The following is a 15,204-nucleotide window of genomic DNA, read 5'->3' as shown; positions in this document are numbered from 1 at the left end:
CCACATTGGAAATAGGTGCACGAATATCACATCAGATGGATCCTCTGATCTGTACGTCTTTTTTGTAATTTGATTATATGTCTCCTCATAACAAATTACAAATGACAATTTTATATTTTTGTCATTTGTAATGGAATGAGAATAAAAAAGACGCTATCCCATGCGAGTATCGCCAAGAATAGCATCATTTTAACGTAGGGGTGATCTCACCGCGCTAGATCCCGACGTGCTATGTGGTGTCGTATAACGGCGGACTCGAGCACATCCTTATTCCCTCTTGCTATGATTCTAGCCTGTTAACTATTTCGTGATTCCAGATAACAATAGCGCCCACACCGAGTCAAAATCGGCTTCAATCTCCTTCGAGGTCCACTGAGAGGCATGCGCCGGATGGTGGAACAGGGACGTTGCCATGAAAAAGGCTTTTGCCACCGACTCCGACTGACCGGGCTTAAATTCACCGGCATGCATCCCATGATCGATGATCTGGGCAATCTGCCCGATTAACAGCTTCACATGCGTATCAATCACCTTGACGGCTTCCAGCGTCACGGTTGTATACATGGCAAACATCTCGGGATCCTCGAGGACATAAGCCCGTTTGGCCCGGATGAGGGTATCCGTCCATAACCGCAAGCGATCGGTGGCGCTCCCTTCCGTTCCGTCTGCAATCTTCTGTAACGGATCCGCAATCCGCTGCAGCCACCGTTCCGTTACAGCTTCTCTCAGAGCGGCCTTGCTGGGAAAATGCCGGTATAGAGATCCATGGCTCACTTGAAGCGCCTTCGCAACATCGACAACCGAGGTCTTGTCGGGGCCATAGCGCCGAAGCGTCTGCTCGGCAGCGTCCAATATGGCTTCTTTCGTTAATGGCTGTTCATGTGACATAGATTCAATGAGCACTGGGGCTTTCCATTATAGCCCTAATGCCCATCTTCACGCCCCCTCTCTGTTGAACACATTATAACAAACCATCATTCATTATCAATATTGAACTTTTGTTATTTGTTATACCTGGAATCCCCACTTTATCCCCTTGATCACACCCCCTCATGGATTGTTATAATAGCTTCATTGATCCGGATTTAACCTAAATAACATGAAGAAAGCGAGTGCTGTCCATGGCTAAGCTGGACTATTTGTTATCCATAATATGGCTGCTTCGATCACATAAAAAAATGACAGCCGAGCAATTGGCGGAGAGACTTGAGCTAAGTGTCCGAACGGTTTACCGATACATCGACACGCTCGGTATGAGCGGGGTCCCCATCATATCCGAATCCGGGCATGGCGGGGGGTTCAGGCTGCCCGATTCTTTTTTAAGCGTGCCGCTGTTCTTCGAACTAACCGAGCTTAAAGCCATGGAACACAGTGTGCTTCTTGCCCGGCAAGCGGACTATCCGTTTACGGATGCTCTTGAAAAAGCACGAACTAAAATTGAACACCGTCTTCAGGAATCCCAATTGGAAGACTTGAGGCGTCATGTCGGCAGCATCCATATCCCCTCGCCATCACAGAGTGCCTTGCTTCACCCCATGTTACGCGAGTTAGAACAAGCCATTGCCAGTCGGGAAACCCTGATCCTTCAATATGCGAAGTCCTTCAGCGGCTCCGCGGAGGAGCGCCGCATTGATCCCTATGGGCTGATCTACCGGCTCGGCAAATGGTATTTGATTGCCTATTGCCATCAACGGGAGGCCCTCCGTGTATTCCGAGCAGACCGAATGAATAACCTATCGTTAACAGGCCGCACATTTGAAATGCCGGAGCATTTCTCGGTACATGACTACATGAGCCGTATTCATGAGTATCAGGATCAGAATACGAAGGCGAAGGAACCGACGTTGGTAACCGTTCGCCTTCAAGGTCACACCGAGATCCTGGACGCGATATGCAACCAGTGGTTCCTGCAGCCTTATCTTGTCACAAGAAGAACCGACGATGAAGCCGAGTTCCGTATGCAACCGGATTGGATGCTGCAATACATGCCATATCTGCTGCTTTCTTTTGGCAAAGGGATCAACGTACTTGAGCCTAAGCAGCTGCGAACCGTTCTCTCCGAGACGGCCCGAGACCTGGCCGCATATTACGAGAATTGATCCTTCGATAACTTCACTGACTCCTATGAAGTCAGTGAAGTTGGTATATGATAGCCATAAATCATGACCAAAAAGGAGAGATTTACGTATGACGCTTCCTAAGCTCGATCTAGCCAAAAGCGATAAAACCTATTACACAGCCGGGGACACCCCTGAGCTTGTGCAGTTCGACCCCTTGCTCTATCTGTCATTCGAAGGTCAAGGTGCGCCCGAAAGCTCCATGTTCGAGGATGCTACCGAGGCGCTGTATACGGTTGCCTATGGCGTTAAGGGACATTGCAAGGCGGAAATTCAGGATTTTACGGTTCCTAAACTTGAAGGACAATGGTGGGTTAACTCGGATCGGTATGGTTTGGATGTTCCGAAAGAGGAATGGCATTGGAAGCTGCTTATTCGGATGCCGGCGTTCGTCACCCCGGAAATTGTAGATTCCGCGCGGAACAAAGCCTTCTCCAAGAAAAATCATCTGGAGCCCATTCAGCAAGTGGTATTGGAAACGATCCATGAGGGATTATGCATCCAAATCATGCATATCGGTCCCTACAGCACAGAGCCTGATACGCTGGCGAAAATGTATGCCTACATGAAACAGCATCATTACGTACAGGACGGGCTGCATCATGAGATTTATTTGTCCGATCCACGAAAGGCAGCCTCCGCCTCCATGAAAACGATTCTCCGTGCTCCTGTAAGACAGGAGAATTAGAACGAATAGAGGATTAGAGCACGTCCTCTCTGCAAAAACCCTCCCAACCAAAAGAGGGAGCTTAGCTGATTGCCGGCTCCCTCCCTTAGTTTACACTCATTCTATATCTTAATTTTATACGTCTGTCTATCTCTTACGAATGCTTAGCAGAGAGTTCCCATTCTTCATAAACTCATAGGGCACCTTGATTTCCGTTACCCGAAAGCCTTCTGCCTCCAGCTCCTGAGTCAAACGATCCAGGTGGGCGTATCGACTCCCCGCTAAATCGGTCAATGGAAAAATGCGTACCTCCTCCGAGGCAACCCTCAGCAGCTCCCGAATCGCCTGGACATGAAAGTCATAATCCAATCGGTCACTGTACATAAACAGAAAATGGGCGGACAGCACCAGGTGAAACTGTTCGTTAGCAAAAGGAAGCTCAGGCAGTACTGCAGCGACATAGCGTTCTGGAAACTCCCTCATATCCTGGACGCAATCGCGGAGCGCTTGCTCGCGATGCCGACGAAGTCCCTGCACATCTCCGTAATAGTCCCAAACATAATTACTCTTCGCCTGCTCCATCGTTTCCATCGCATGCCCGATATCCTGCAGTCCCTTGGCCTCCAGGTCATCCGGCTTGTGATCATAGGCAATATCACTGGCCGTAATATCAAGACCATGCTTCGAACCGTAAGCGGTGAACGAACACGCTCCGGAGGGGCAATCCAATATGCTTTTGCCGGTAAGCTCTGACATTTCCAAATCAAACATATACGTGTACTCTTCAAACGTACGGCCAATAAATACAACCCGGTCCAATTCCTGTTTGGTCTTGCCTTGACTCTGCTCAGCTCTACTCATCTCTTCTCACCTCAGCTACTTATTGTGGGTGTGGGTGCGACACAACTACTCCCCACATCCGCAAGTATATATTACCATATGGTGGAATGCCGGGTAGCCCTTATATTTATTCACAGAATCCCAAACTCCACTCCGCTTTCAACAGTTATATTATAATATGGGTAACTAACTTATTTCGGAGGGGATTTCCTTATGTTGCCTTATCCTGCGGCTACGACCAGAGAAGAGAAAATGAACATCATTCATCAAATCAAAAACCGGCTGCTTCACTTGCACGGCGATGACATTCTAGCCATTGGCCTGTACGGCTCAATCGCGCAAGGGATTGATGGCCCTTACTCGGACATTGAACTTCAAGTTGTTACACAAGACGGAGTCTCCCTGACCGGACACGAATTCATATACCCCCCTTTCAAAATCGAAATCGGTATGGAACAAAAACAGGACATACTGAAGGCTGCCGCGTCTGTGGACGACTCATGGGCGATTACAGCCGGCGCTTATGTCCATCTACAGGAAATCTACGATCCGGCGAACCTGCTCGCTGAGATTCGGAAGCTGCCCCTCCAGGTTTCAGACGAAGCCATCAAAGAAACGATGCGAGGATTCATGATCTGGGAACCCTACGAAACGATGGGCAAAATACGAAACAACGTCCAATCCGGTAACTTTAGCTACCTCCCGCTTGGCGCCAAGGATCTGACCTGGCAGACGGCCAAGCTGATTGGACTTGCCAACCGAACATTTTACAATACAAGAGCCAAGACATTGGAGGAATCACTGTCCCTGAAATCCAGGCCTTCCGGATACGATGAACTGGCGCAATTGGTCATGCGGGGTCAGCTTCTCCAGATCGATCATGTATATGAGCTTTGTGAACAGCTCTGGACCGGACTGAACGCATGGTATGAAACAATGAATATTGAATATAAATCTAAAGAGCTTCCATTCTGATGGAGGCTCTTGCTTTGTGTTTATGCATGAAAAGCTGATCATTCTCAATCTTATATTGACACATGTCATATTCTGGAACTACGCTGTGTAAGAGCACGTTTCTTACATACGATGAAAGATCGCTTTACGAAACGCCTGAATGATCATAAAGGAAGTGAGTATTTATCATGCAAATTCAATTGAGTAGACCGCCGGACTATAAACCTCCTTATTGGCTGCCGCTTACAACCATCCTCACCGTCATACTCTTTATCTCCCTCATGCTGTGGTTCGAGAAGCCGCCGCAGGCCAGTAGCATCGATACACCCGCAACCGAATTCTCTGCCGAACGCGCGATGACGCATGTCGAGCAAATCGCACAGCAGCCCCATCCGATGGGTTCGCCTGCCAATGCGGAAGTCAGAGCTTACTTGGTGGAACAGATGAAGTTGCTCGGCTTGAACCCGGACGTTCAAGAATTTAATTATCGCCTGAAAACCCAGAACAGCGACACCGATACTAAGCTAACGAACATTTTGGGCATCATGAAAGGCACCGGATCGGGCAAACCGCTTCTGCTTATGTCCCATTATGACTCGGTCCCTACCGGACCCGGAGCGAATGATGCTTCGGTAAGCGTAGCTTCATTGCTGGAGACGACAAGAGCGATACAAGCCGGACCTCCACCGCAGAATGACATATGGATTCTGCTGACAGACGGGGAGGAGAACGGCCTGCTGGGGGCTGAAGTGTTCTTCCGTGACCCACAGCATCGTGAGGTTGGCATGATTGCGAATTTTGAAGCCCGAGGATCTAAAGGCTCCTCCCTCATGTTCCAGACCAGCGACAGCAATAGTCGGATCATTGAAGAATATGCCCGGGCCGTACCCAATCCAGTCAGCAACTCGCTCTTGGTGGACCTCTACAAACAACTGCCGAACGATACCGATCTGACGGTGGCGCTGAAGCATGGTCTCCCGGGACTGAACTTTGCCTATGGCGATGGGTGGGTAGCCTATCATACCCCGATGGACAACACGGAGAACGTCTCCCTTGAAACCATGCAGCATCAAGGCGAGAATGCACTCGCCGTGGCCAAGCATTTTGGCAATCTCGACTTGACTGACCTGACTTCAACAGACGACCGTATTTATTTCAATTTATTTGGCCTGCTGGTTCATTACCCTGCAAAATGGGCGATCCCGATCACCGTGGTGTTCGCAGCGATAGGGCTGGCTTTCGCGGTATTGTATGCCCGCATCTCTAGACTCTCCCTTAGGGGAAGTTTGATTAGCTTGCTAACCCCGATTCTGGCCGTCGTGCTCTCGGCAGCGCTAAGCTTTGGTTTGTGGTCGCTCATTGATGCGTTATGGGCCGGCAAAATGACGCAGCCCTCAGGCGCAACCTATGATTCGCTTCTGTACAGTGTCAGCTTCATACTGGTAACCTTCATCATTCATGTTGCGCTCACCCGCTGGATCGTGCGGAAAGTGAATGAATTGGAGATGCTGCTGGCGGGCGCATTCCTGTTCCTGCTGCTGCTTGTCGGTTCAACCTGTTTCCTGCCGGGCGCAAGCTATTTATTTGCGATTCCGCTGCTGGTCCAGTTCGCGGCATTGACATGGGCGGCATTTACCCGGGACCCAATCGAATCCTTAAACCATCCGGCTGTTGTACTGGGAACGTCCCTTATCCCTGTTCTGATATTCACTTCGGTCTTTCATATTGTGTTCCTCATGCTGCCGCCAGGGATTCACCTATTCAGCGTTGTACTGATCGGGCTGATACTTGCCATGATGTCCCCGGCTGTACGAATGCTCGCCTATGCCTGGAAATGGGTACTGCCGGCTGCCTTCATCGCCATCGTCGTTCTGCTCGCCATCGGCTGGATCCTGGCCGATCCTGGACCGGATCGACCGATTTACGAGATGCGGTAATCATTGCAGGCACCCTGCCTGCGGCTCAATGCTTGAGGGTGTGACACCCGATAAACACACCGTTATACCCATGCCAAACAAGCAAACGCGCGAACTGCGTTTGCTTGTTTTTTTGACGTGACATTGGATCGGTTTCGCCGCTGTTACTTCACGATATCTTGCCAATGCGCGGGCAGTTCATACGTCTCCAGATGTTTGTATTCCACCAGCTTGACCATACCGCCGGGAATCGTCGGTGCCACTTCAAACACAAACCGGTCCTTTCCCACCGCAATATGGGGACCGACCGTCGGGCTGGCCTCAAGCGTAATGATGAAATGAAAACCGCGGAATCCGTTCACCCTCTTCACTCCGGTCACATCTACAAAATAGGGATAGACAAACGGCTGCTCCTTCAACGTATGGATATAATGCCCGCGAACCGCCTCATCGATATGAGGAAGCAGAAATAGCATCAGCATATCCTGATATTGCAGTTGCGCACTATCCTTCTTCGGTGAAGAATAGGTCCCCTCGGCATAGGACGGCAGCGGTAAACCGATAACCGTAACGACGGCAAGCATTAGACTGATGAAGCGTTTGTGCATATTTCTCTCTCGCCTCCTGCTGCAGCTCTTTATTTTTAGGCTACCCCAACCGATAGGATCGATGTAATACCCGCGAAACGAACGTGATCCGCAATATAGATTAATCAGAGGACGTGCGATATGATAGGTGGAAGGAACGATATCGCATCGGCATATGCCTTCCTTGTCACATTCATCGTGTTCCATGATACGGGGAGGCTAACCATCAATATGAAAAAAAGGATTATGATCATGTCAGCAGCTATCATCGCACTACTGGTTGTCATTATTATCGCAGCAAGCTTCTACTTCTATAATGTCGCTATTGCCCGGGCCGACAAGGGCTTTCTGAACGGCAACCCAGACCTGGAAGCCAACTCGAATATCGACAACCCCTTTGCGGACAGCAAGGAATGGTGGGCCCAGCAGAGCTTAGAGGAATGGAACCTTACTTCAGACGACGGTCTGAAGCTGCATGCTTACTATCTACCTGCCAAGGTATCGACGGGTAAAACCGTCATCATTGCGCACGGCTACTCCGGTCATTCCGAGCTGATGAGCGAATTCGCCCAATGGTACCATGAGGATCTGGGTTATAACGTGCTTCTACCCGACGCGCGAGGTCACGGACGAAGCGAGGGCGATTACATCGGCTTCGGCTGGCCGGAGCGCAAGGATTATCTGAAATGGATTGATCAAGTCATTGGGCATACAGGCGAAGATGCTCAAGTCGTCCTTCATGGCGTATCCATGGGCGGTGCAACGGTCATGATGACCAGCGGCGAAGAGCTCCCTTCTCAGGTAAAAGCCATTGTCGAGGACTGCGGGTATACCTCGGTCACGGATGAGCTGACCTATCAGCTGAAGCGCATGTATAAGCTTCCGTCCTTCCCGCTGCTTCAATCCACAAGCCTGTTGACCAAGATCCGCGCCGGATACTCCTTCGGTGAAGCATCCGCATTAGAGCAGGTCAAGAAATCCAAGACCCCGATGCTGTTCATTCATGGCGGCGGCGATTTATTCGTACCTACCGAGATGGTGTATGAGCTGTACGAGAATGGTCCGGAGCAAAAGAAGCTGTTCATCGTCCCCGAAGCAGGCCACGGCATGGCGCGCCAATTCGACCCCGAGGGATATGACCGCGAAGTAACGGAGTTTATTGGCACGTACGTGCAATAAGTGAAATGAAGAAAAAGAGCAGTCCATGCGGACTGCTCTTTTTTAGCGAGGTGAGTGGAAACCTCTTCACCCGCATATTGATAGACCTCAATGGTTTCCTAGCGTTGAATCCCCGGTCTTTGTCCCTCAGCCAGCATGTCGTTAATTCTCTCGATTAACTGCGGCAGCTCGTTCATCGTCCGAATCGTAAAATCCGCCCCGTTTCGGATAAACGTCTGTTCGGTTTTCGAGATCGCGGCTTCCCGGTCCGATTCTGACAGCGCATTGAACTCTTCTGCACTCAGGCCCATTTCCGAACTGCCAATGATAACGCCAACCGACCATACGCCTGCGTTCACGCCTTCCTTCACGTCCGAGACGGTATCCCCCACCTTAACGACTTTCCAGGAAGCCGATAACCGGAGAGACTCCATATTCCGATAAATCATGAACGGATAAGGTCTTCCTTGGGAGTGTGTGTCATCTGGCGTGAAATAAACATCCGGGCTGTAGCCCTTTTGCCGGGCATTGGCGACCACGACCTCCATCATGCTGCTCGTATAACCTGTTGTGGAACCGATCTTCAAGCCTTGACTCTTCAATGCCTCAACCGTCTCAATAACACCCGGAATCGGGTCCGTGTACTCGGATAAGGAAGCCATCAAGGCCGGCTCGAATTCTGCATACAGCCGCTCCACGTCCTGCTCATCGAAAGATTTTCCGTACTTCGCTTCCCACAGCGCCGACACTCTCGGCATGGACAGCATCGCACGAATATGATCGATCTTCAGCATCCCCATCGGCGCTCTGGCTTCATCCATCGTCACTTCAATGCCCGCATTCTTAAAAATATCGACAAACACGTTCACAGGTGCAAAGCATCCAAAATCCACAGCCGTTCCGGCCCAGTCCAATATAACGCCTTCAATTCGGTTCATTGTGCCATCACTCCCCTATACTCTTCGATGATATGACATAACTGCTCGATATCCTGCCCATAGATTTCTCCAATATTTCCAATGCGGAAAGTATCCACGTCGGTCAGCTTGCCGGGATATATCACATAGCCTCTTTCTTTAATATAAGCGTAAAAGTGCTCGAAACTAAACCCTTCACTCGGGAATAAGAATGTGGTGATGATCGGAGATTGCTTGTCATCGGTAATATAAGCCTGGATGCCGATCTGCGCCAATCTCTCTCGCAACAGGCGATTGTTATTCCGGTAACGGCTGAATCTCGCTGATACACCGCCTTCTTCGTTCAGCTCATCCAACGCTTTGGAGAAGGCGGCCACGACATGGGTCGGCGAAGTATATCGCCATTTTCCGTCCTGATCCATGCCTTTCCACTGATCATACAAATCGAGCGCCAAGCTGCGGGCAATCCCTTCGCAGGCTACCAGCTTGTCCAGCTTGGCGATTACGAATCCAAACCCCGGAACGCCCTGAATGCATTTATTCGCACTGCTGATCAGATAATCGATGCCAAGTCCCTGAACATCGATTTCCATGCCGCCAAAGCTGCTCATCGCATCGATAATGAGGGTTTTGCCATATTCTCTGGACAACGACGAGACCATCTCCAGCGGATTCAGAATCCCGGTTGTCGTCTCGCAATGTACCATCGCGATATGCGTAATGTGCTCATCCTTATGCAGTATGGCTCGCAGTTCATCCTCGCTTGGATGTTCATCGTAATTCACTTGGTACTCCACGTAATTCAATCCGATATACTTTGCCATTTTGACGATCCGCTCACCATAAGCGCCGTTCGTTACGATCAGCACTTTATCGTCATTCGATATGGTGGATGTCATCACCGCTTCGACGGCAAACGTTCCGCTTCCCTGCATCAGCACGGCTGTGTATTGTGCCGCATCGGCCCCGGCGAGCGCCAGGAGCTGCGACCTGATTTTTTGCGTAATCGATTTATACTCATCATCCCATGTACAGCGGTCAAAGAGCATCTCCTCTTTTACCGTCTTGGTTGTCGTCAAAGGTCCTGGTGTCAAAAGCTTATAGGTATTCATTTCGCATCGCTCCTATGCTGGCTTATTCTTTAGATCCGTTGAAGAATTGCTGGTGCTTTTCCAGCAGCTCCACGGTCAGTGGCTTCTCGAAGGTCATCGAGTAGGCAGGTTTGTTGACTTCATCCACGGTCTCCCCTTCGTATAGGGCCACCGGATAGTTCACGATCAGGTCTTTTCTGGCATCCTTCACGATGGTCTCGGCCATTTTCAACGCTAAATCCGTCGTGGCATTCTTCTTGTCCACCACCGCAACCGACTCGGTCAGCGAGAAGTTTCCTTCAACCGGATCCACGTAATCGATCGGTGCACCGTCAGCTTTGGCCGCTACCGCCTGATGGCGGAGTCCGAAGCCCGCAGCCACTTCTCCAGCCTGCACTTTCTTGATCGGACCAGAACCCGAGCTCTCCAGATGCGGTCCCACATTAGCGATCAGGTCATGGAGCACTTTACGTCCCGCATCTTCGCCGTATTGGTTGATAATCGCCTGAACCAGCAGCCAACCGGTGGAGGAATCCATAATGTTCGGAATCGATACAAGTCCGCTGAATTCCGGTTTGGTCAGATCAGTGATGGAGGTTGGCATTGGCAAGCCTTTGTCTTTCAGCACTTGTGTATTCACGAAGATAGAGCCGGTATTCGCCAGAATCGGCGTATAGTATTTCGGATAAGTTCCGACAGCGCCTGTATCAAAAGCCAAATCCTTAAACATGGAATGCTTGGTCTGCGAGCTTTCGATAAAGTACGAGCTCATCGTGATGAGATCAGCCTCGATTTTGTTCCCCTCAGCCATCAGTTTGCCGCCAAGTTCGGATGTTCCCAGGGATTGCACGAGATACTTTCCTTCGTATCCGGCGTTCTTCAACGAGGTTTCCATTGCGGCGACGGCCTCTTCATCCCCGTTGGTGTAGATGACCACCTTCTTCGCTTCCCCCGCGCTTCCGCTGCCGCAAGCGGCCAGAGCAAACACCATACTGATTGCGATCAATGACAGCAGCATTCCCTTAAGCGTCTTCATCATGATTAACTCCACTCCTTGTTTTTTTATTTGTATTGAATAAATAAGTTACTGTGCTTGATGCCCGCTGTGATACCGTATTGTACCTCCGATCGCTGTTGTCTTCAGATTTCTTCTGATTGGTATGAATCCATTGTAGAAATCCGCAGACAAAGGCGAACGCATTCGCTTCTCCAGTACGATACGTCCTCTCCGCTGGGTGTCTTCGTAAGATGTTCACAGCCACTCTATTCGTTCGAGGACAACAGCGATCGGAAATACGATCCGGCATCGCAGCGGACATGAACGTAATGGGGCAGCTTTAGCGCTGAGCCGTTCTCCTCTGCAATGCGTCGCAAACCAGCTTGACAATCAGATTCGTGAAGAAGATCAGCATCGACAGCACGAAAATCTCGTTAAACTTAGCGAAATGCTGCAGCTCCTTGATCTTGCTGGCTACGAGCGACGTCTGGGCGGATACGAGAAAGATGATGCCGCTGATCGTCACCATGGCGTTGATGAAATAGTAGCTGAACATCTCAATGACGGTTGAAGCCGAGTTGGGCAGGATCACCCGATAAACGGTCTTGAACCAGCTGTCACCTAGCAGTTCCCCCGTGGTTTCCCAAGAAGAATTCATCTTGGTCAGGGAGTTCTTGGCCATCAGATACGGCGTCGTAAAGAAATGAACGATATTGCACAGAACGATAATAATGAAGGTTCCTTTCAAACTGCTTCCATTAAAGAAGAGCAGGTAGGATATCCCCAGCACCATGCCAGGCACCGTATTCGTGATCATCGATACCATATCCACCGTAGATCGGGCTTTTAACGATGTACGCACATTCAGCAGTGCTGATCCGTATGCCATCAAGGTGCCGAACAGCGCCGTCAAGAAGGCGACCCAGAGAGAGTTTCGGTATACCCCCGTTAAATCACTCGATTGAACGACGTCCCGTACATGCTTAAGCGTAAACGTCAGGTCATAGGGGTAACTGCTCAGCCATGGCGCAATGAACATCACGGCAAAAACGGAAAGCATGCCAAGCACGATGATCGATGACATCACACCAAAGGCGATATCGCGAACGCGCTGCCGTGGCAGCTCGATATCCGACAGCTTGTCATAATGGAAATTCCATTTTTCCAAGTAATTCAGCAGCCAGATGCCGAACACGGCGGGAATCAGCATCATCACCGCAATGACGGCGCCTTGTTTGAAGTCCGGAATGGAGCCCAGCATCACCTGATACAGCTGCGTTGCCACGACCGGATAGGTACCGCCAACGGAAGCCGGAATCCCAAAATCCGTAAAGCTTAAGATAAAGGAAAGCACAAAGGCTCCGCCAAGCGCTCCGGCCAAGGGACGCAAAATCGTATTCAGGAAACTTCTCATCGTTCCGTCACCCATTAACTTGGAGACGATGATGAATTTTTTATCAATATATTTAAACGCGTTATGGATCAACAGGAATACTGGAGGCAGCGTGTAAATGACGTAGCCTATGAGCAGACCGTTCCATCCGTAGATTTCAAACAAGTTGCGCCCGGCAAGCCGGGTGATCAATCCCTGATTACCGAACGAATACATAATGGCGAACCCATATGTAATGGTCGGGAGCAGCATGGGGATGATGATGACGGTTTTCAGCAGGCCTTTGACGGGCCGGTATATTTTGGTGCAATGAATGGAATATGCGAGTATAAACCCCAGGACGGTTGTGATTACCGCCGTGATGCCCGATATCTTCACACTGTTGCCAATCGCTGCGATGAATTCCCGATTCGATCCTATGGATACATAATGCCCGAAGGTAAACCCTTGATCGGATTCGAAGGAACGGACCAACAAGATGAGCAGCGGAAAGAACAGAAACACGGCGAACAATGACAGGATGACGGTAAAGATGATCCGCATTTCCGGTTTCACGTTATGCATACTGCTCACCGAACAGATTGTAGATGTTCTGCCTTTTGATGTGCAGCTGCTTGATAATAAACTGCTTCACAAAATCATTGCTCGGATGATGGACAATCTCCTGGGGTGTGCCGAATTGGGCGATCTGCCCCTGATGGATAATCAGGATTTTGTCCGAGAGCGTCAGCGCCTCCTCCGGGTCATGCGTCACAATAATCGTGGTCAGTTTGAACTCTCTGGCAATCGATTGAATCCGCTGCTTGATCGACTCTTTGATCACACCGTCCAGAGCGCTGAGCGGCTCATCGAGCAGCAGGATTTTCGGTTTCGTAACCAGCGTTCTGGCCAGAGCCACTCTCTGCTTCTGCCCCCCTGACAGTTCGCCGATCCGCTTGTTCACATGAGGCTGAAGCTCCAGAAAGTCGATATATTCCTGTACCTCCTGCTGACTCACGCTCCCCTTCTTGTTGCGCAGGCCATATACGATATTGTCGTAGGCATTCAGATTGGGGAATAAGGCATAATCCTGAAAAACGATATTAAACCCGCGCTTCTTCATCGGTACGTTGCTCAGATCTTGGTCATGGAACACGATTTTTCCCTGATCCATCCGGGTGAGTCCCAAAATAATATTCAGTAATGTGGTCTTCCCGCTGCCGCTCGGACCGAGCAGTGACACGATTTCGCCCGAACCGATTTCTACGTTGATGTCATCCAAAACCACTTTATCGTCGAATTGTTTGCTAATATGCTCTAGCTTCAGCAAACGGCTCACCTCCTTTAAACACATCCTCAGTATAGAAACCATATGTAAATAAGAATCATGGAAACTGTTAAATGTAAGTAAATTTTGCATATATCATTCATATATCAATACCAACTATTGACCATATTAATCCCTAATTTATGCCTAACTTACGAATAATATAGGTAACTCTATTGAACATGGCCGGACGAATCGGTAGACTAGACATGAATACAGGCATCAACTACTAATGCAGATTGAATGGGTGAGCGAATGTTTCCACTGGAGAGGCAGAAGAAAATACTTGAGCTGCTTACGATTCGAAAAGTACTGAAGATCACGGAGCTAACGGAAGAGCTGAACGTTTCGGTGGATACGCTGCGCCGGGATTTGAACACCCTGACCAAGCAGGGGCGGATCGAGAAGATATATGGCGGGGTTAAGCTCGTGGAGTCCCGGTTCGGCGAATCCTCCATGGACGAGCGCATGGTCAGCCAGTTGGAAGAGAAGGACCGGATCGCCCGCAAATGCAGCGAATTCATTCATGACGGCGATTGCATCTATATCGACAGCGGCTCGACCACGTATCAGATGGCCAAATACGTGAAGCATAAGAAGAAGCTGACGGTCGTTACCAACTCGCTGCCGGTTGCGATCGAGCTGATGGACAGCGATGTGGAGCTAATTATGATCGGCGGCAAAATCCGGCGGGAGGAACAATCCGTCGTCGCGTATGAATACATCTTCAACTTTCACGAGCTGAATGTGCTGAAAGCCTTCATCTGCTGCAGCGGCATTACGATTGAAAAAGGCATCTCCGACTATAACCTGGAAGAAGCCATTACGCGCAAAAAAATGATCGAGCTGTCCAAAGAGGTGGTTGTCATGGCGGACAGCACCAAGTTCGGCAAAGATGTCACCATTTCCATCGCGTCGCTCGACAAAATCGATACGATCGTGACCGATGCGAACCTCCATGCAAGCTTCATTCCAAAATTCAAGAGAACCAATACAACGCTTGTGATTGCAGATGAATAGAATAAAAGTGCGTGTTCAAAAAGGTCGATTTTCAGCACCGAAGCTACTGCTTCCGATGTGCGTTTTTTCAAAACGCTTCAGTTGGATGAAGCTAGGGACGTCAGGAGTGGAGCTACACGTTTTCGCAGAAAACGCCTTCGAAAGCATCTGCTGTTTTGGGTACGTGAGCACCTGAAATGTTTCCGCAGGAAACATGCTTCGGAAGCTTCTACTTAGGCCGGGCTGAATTCAAGATTCGATG

14 protein-coding genes are annotated in these 15,204 nt (G+C 49.8%); 6 read left to right on the top strand and 8 right to left on the bottom strand.

The genetic code is table 11. The features are described from left to right. Positions 1 to 300: 300 nt before the first annotated feature. The gene (locus ABEW73_RS05575) at positions 301 to 903 is read right to left on the bottom strand and encodes a TetR family transcriptional regulator (RefSeq protein ID WP_430162299.1); all 603 of its coding nucleotides are present in this window, start codon (positions 901 to 903) and stop codon (positions 301 to 303) included. Positions 904 to 1,121: 218 nt separating this feature from the next. On the opposite strand from ABEW73_RS05575, the gene ABEW73_RS05570 reads away from it, so the two are divergent. Beyond that, the gene (locus ABEW73_RS05570; RefSeq protein ID WP_430162297.1) at positions 1,122 to 2,099 is read left to right on the top strand and encodes a helix-turn-helix transcriptional regulator; all 978 of its coding nucleotides are present in this window, start codon (positions 1,122 to 1,124) and stop codon (positions 2,097 to 2,099) included. 88 nt (positions 2,100 to 2,187) lie between these two features. Then, positions 2,188 to 2,805: a GyrI-like domain-containing protein gene (locus ABEW73_RS05565; protein WP_430162295.1), complete on the top strand. Its 618-nt coding sequence runs from the start codon at positions 2,188 to 2,190 to the stop codon at positions 2,803 to 2,805. Between the two features lie 126 nt (positions 2,806 to 2,931). Here the strand turns inward: ABEW73_RS05565 and ABEW73_RS05560 are convergent, their stop codons facing one another. Further along, positions 2,932 to 3,645 (bottom strand): SAM-dependent methyltransferase, encoded by a 714-nt coding sequence (locus ABEW73_RS05560; protein WP_430162293.1) that lies wholly within the window; start codon positions 3,643 to 3,645, stop codon positions 2,932 to 2,934. 192 nt (positions 3,646 to 3,837) lie between these two features. Here ABEW73_RS05560 and ABEW73_RS05555 point away from each other — a divergent pair, with 192 nt between their 5' ends. Beyond that, positions 3,838 to 4,599, top strand: coding sequence for a kanamycin nucleotidyltransferase C-terminal domain-containing protein (locus ABEW73_RS05555; RefSeq protein WP_430162291.1), 762 nt, complete (start codon positions 3,838 to 3,840; stop codon positions 4,597 to 4,599). 167 nt (positions 4,600 to 4,766) lie between these two features. Beyond that, a complete protein-coding gene (locus tag ABEW73_RS05550; protein ID WP_430162289.1) occupies positions 4,767 to 6,515 on the top strand; it encodes a M28 family peptidase in 1,749 nt (582 codons plus the stop codon). 143 nt (positions 6,516 to 6,658) lie between these two features. Here ABEW73_RS05550 and ABEW73_RS05545 read toward each other — a convergent pair whose 3' ends face one another. Next, positions 6,659 to 7,102: a DUF3888 domain-containing protein gene (locus ABEW73_RS05545; RefSeq protein ID WP_430162287.1), complete on the bottom strand. Its 444-nt coding sequence runs from the start codon at positions 7,100 to 7,102 to the stop codon at positions 6,659 to 6,661. Between the two features lie 210 nt (positions 7,103 to 7,312). Between ABEW73_RS05545 and ABEW73_RS05540 the strand changes: the two genes are divergently transcribed. Continuing rightward, positions 7,313 to 8,260, top strand: coding sequence for an alpha/beta hydrolase (locus ABEW73_RS05540; RefSeq protein WP_430162285.1), 948 nt, complete (start codon positions 7,313 to 7,315; stop codon positions 8,258 to 8,260). A gap of 98 nt (positions 8,261 to 8,358) precedes the next feature. On the opposite strand, the gene phnX is transcribed toward ABEW73_RS05540, so the two are convergent. The 5 genes from phnX to ABEW73_RS05515 form a co-directional block, all read right to left on the bottom strand. After that, positions 8,359 to 9,177 carry a phosphonoacetaldehyde hydrolase gene (gene phnX, locus ABEW73_RS05535; RefSeq protein ID WP_430162283.1) on the bottom strand — a complete coding sequence of 273 codons (819 nt, stop codon included), beginning with the start codon at positions 9,175 to 9,177 and terminating at the stop codon, positions 8,359 to 8,361. Then, positions 9,174 to 10,268, bottom strand: coding sequence for a 2-aminoethylphosphonate--pyruvate transaminase (phnW, locus tag ABEW73_RS05530; RefSeq protein ID WP_430162281.1), 1,095 nt, complete (start codon positions 10,266 to 10,268; stop codon positions 9,174 to 9,176). The genes phnX and phnW overlap by 4 nt, the downstream gene beginning before the upstream one ends. A 22-nt stretch (positions 10,269 to 10,290) precedes the next feature. Next, positions 10,291 to 11,286 (bottom strand): extracellular solute-binding protein, encoded by a 996-nt coding sequence (locus tag ABEW73_RS05525; protein ID WP_430162279.1) that lies wholly within the window; start codon positions 11,284 to 11,286, stop codon positions 10,291 to 10,293. A gap of 298 nt (positions 11,287 to 11,584) precedes the next feature. Continuing rightward, positions 11,585 to 13,201 (bottom strand): ABC transporter permease subunit, encoded by a 1,617-nt coding sequence (locus tag ABEW73_RS05520; RefSeq protein ID WP_430162277.1) that lies wholly within the window; start codon positions 13,199 to 13,201, stop codon positions 11,585 to 11,587. Then, positions 13,194 to 13,946 (bottom strand): ABC transporter ATP-binding protein, encoded by a 753-nt coding sequence (locus tag ABEW73_RS05515; RefSeq protein WP_098741400.1) that lies wholly within the window; start codon positions 13,944 to 13,946, stop codon positions 13,194 to 13,196. The genes ABEW73_RS05520 and ABEW73_RS05515 overlap by 8 nt, the downstream gene beginning before the upstream one ends. Before the next feature lie 252 nt (positions 13,947 to 14,198). On the opposite strand from ABEW73_RS05515, the gene ABEW73_RS05510 reads away from it, so the two are divergent. Continuing rightward, a complete protein-coding gene (locus ABEW73_RS05510) occupies positions 14,199 to 14,963 on the top strand; it encodes a DeoR/GlpR family DNA-binding transcription regulator (protein ID WP_430162275.1) in 765 nt (254 codons plus the stop codon). Positions 14,964 to 15,204 lie beyond the last annotated feature (241 nt).

The sequence above is a fragment of the Paenibacillus lautus genome (assembly GCF_050482385.1).
In the GTDB taxonomy this organism is placed as follows: Bacteria; Bacillota; Bacilli; order Paenibacillales; family Paenibacillaceae; genus Paenibacillus_AQ; species Paenibacillus_AQ lautus_B.
This window is presented reverse-complemented; position numbering and strand designations above follow the sequence as displayed.

What these genes read in the sequence shown, in the direction of transcription:
- ABEW73_RS05570 (WP_430162297.1), top strand. Translation starts at nt 1,122, where the DNA reads ATGGCTAAGCTGGACTATTTGTTATCCATAATATGGCTGCTTCGATCA.
- ABEW73_RS05565 (WP_430162295.1), top strand. Translation starts at nt 2,188, where the DNA reads ATGACGCTTCCTAAGCTCGATCTAGCCAAAAGCGATAAAACCTATTAC.
- ABEW73_RS05560 (WP_430162293.1), bottom strand. Translation starts at nt 3,645, where the DNA reads ATGAGTAGAGCTGAGCAGAGTCAAGGCAAGACCAAACAGGAATTGGAC.
- ABEW73_RS05555 (WP_430162291.1), top strand. Translation starts at nt 3,838, where the DNA reads ATGTTGCCTTATCCTGCGGCTACGACCAGAGAAGAGAAAATGAACATC.
- ABEW73_RS05550 (WP_430162289.1), top strand. Translation starts at nt 4,767, where the DNA reads ATGCAAATTCAATTGAGTAGACCGCCGGACTATAAACCTCCTTATTGG.
- ABEW73_RS05545 (WP_430162287.1), bottom strand. Translation starts at nt 7,102, where the DNA reads ATGCACAAACGCTTCATCAGTCTAATGCTTGCCGTCGTTACGGTTATC.
- ABEW73_RS05540 (WP_430162285.1), top strand. Translation starts at nt 7,313, where the DNA reads ATGAAAAAAAGGATTATGATCATGTCAGCAGCTATCATCGCACTACTG.
- phnX (WP_430162283.1), bottom strand. Translation starts at nt 9,177, where the DNA reads ATGAACCGAATTGAAGGCGTTATATTGGACTGGGCCGGAACGGCTGTG.
- phnW (WP_430162281.1), bottom strand. Translation starts at nt 10,268, where the DNA reads ATGAATACCTATAAGCTTTTGACACCAGGACCTTTGACGACAACCAAG.
- ABEW73_RS05525 (WP_430162279.1), bottom strand. Translation starts at nt 11,286, where the DNA reads ATGATGAAGACGCTTAAGGGAATGCTGCTGTCATTGATCGCAATCAGT.
- ABEW73_RS05520 (WP_430162277.1), bottom strand. Translation starts at nt 13,201, where the DNA reads ATGCATAACGTGAAACCGGAAATGCGGATCATCTTTACCGTCATCCTG.
- ABEW73_RS05510 (WP_430162275.1), top strand. Translation starts at nt 14,199, where the DNA reads ATGTTTCCACTGGAGAGGCAGAAGAAAATACTTGAGCTGCTTACGATT.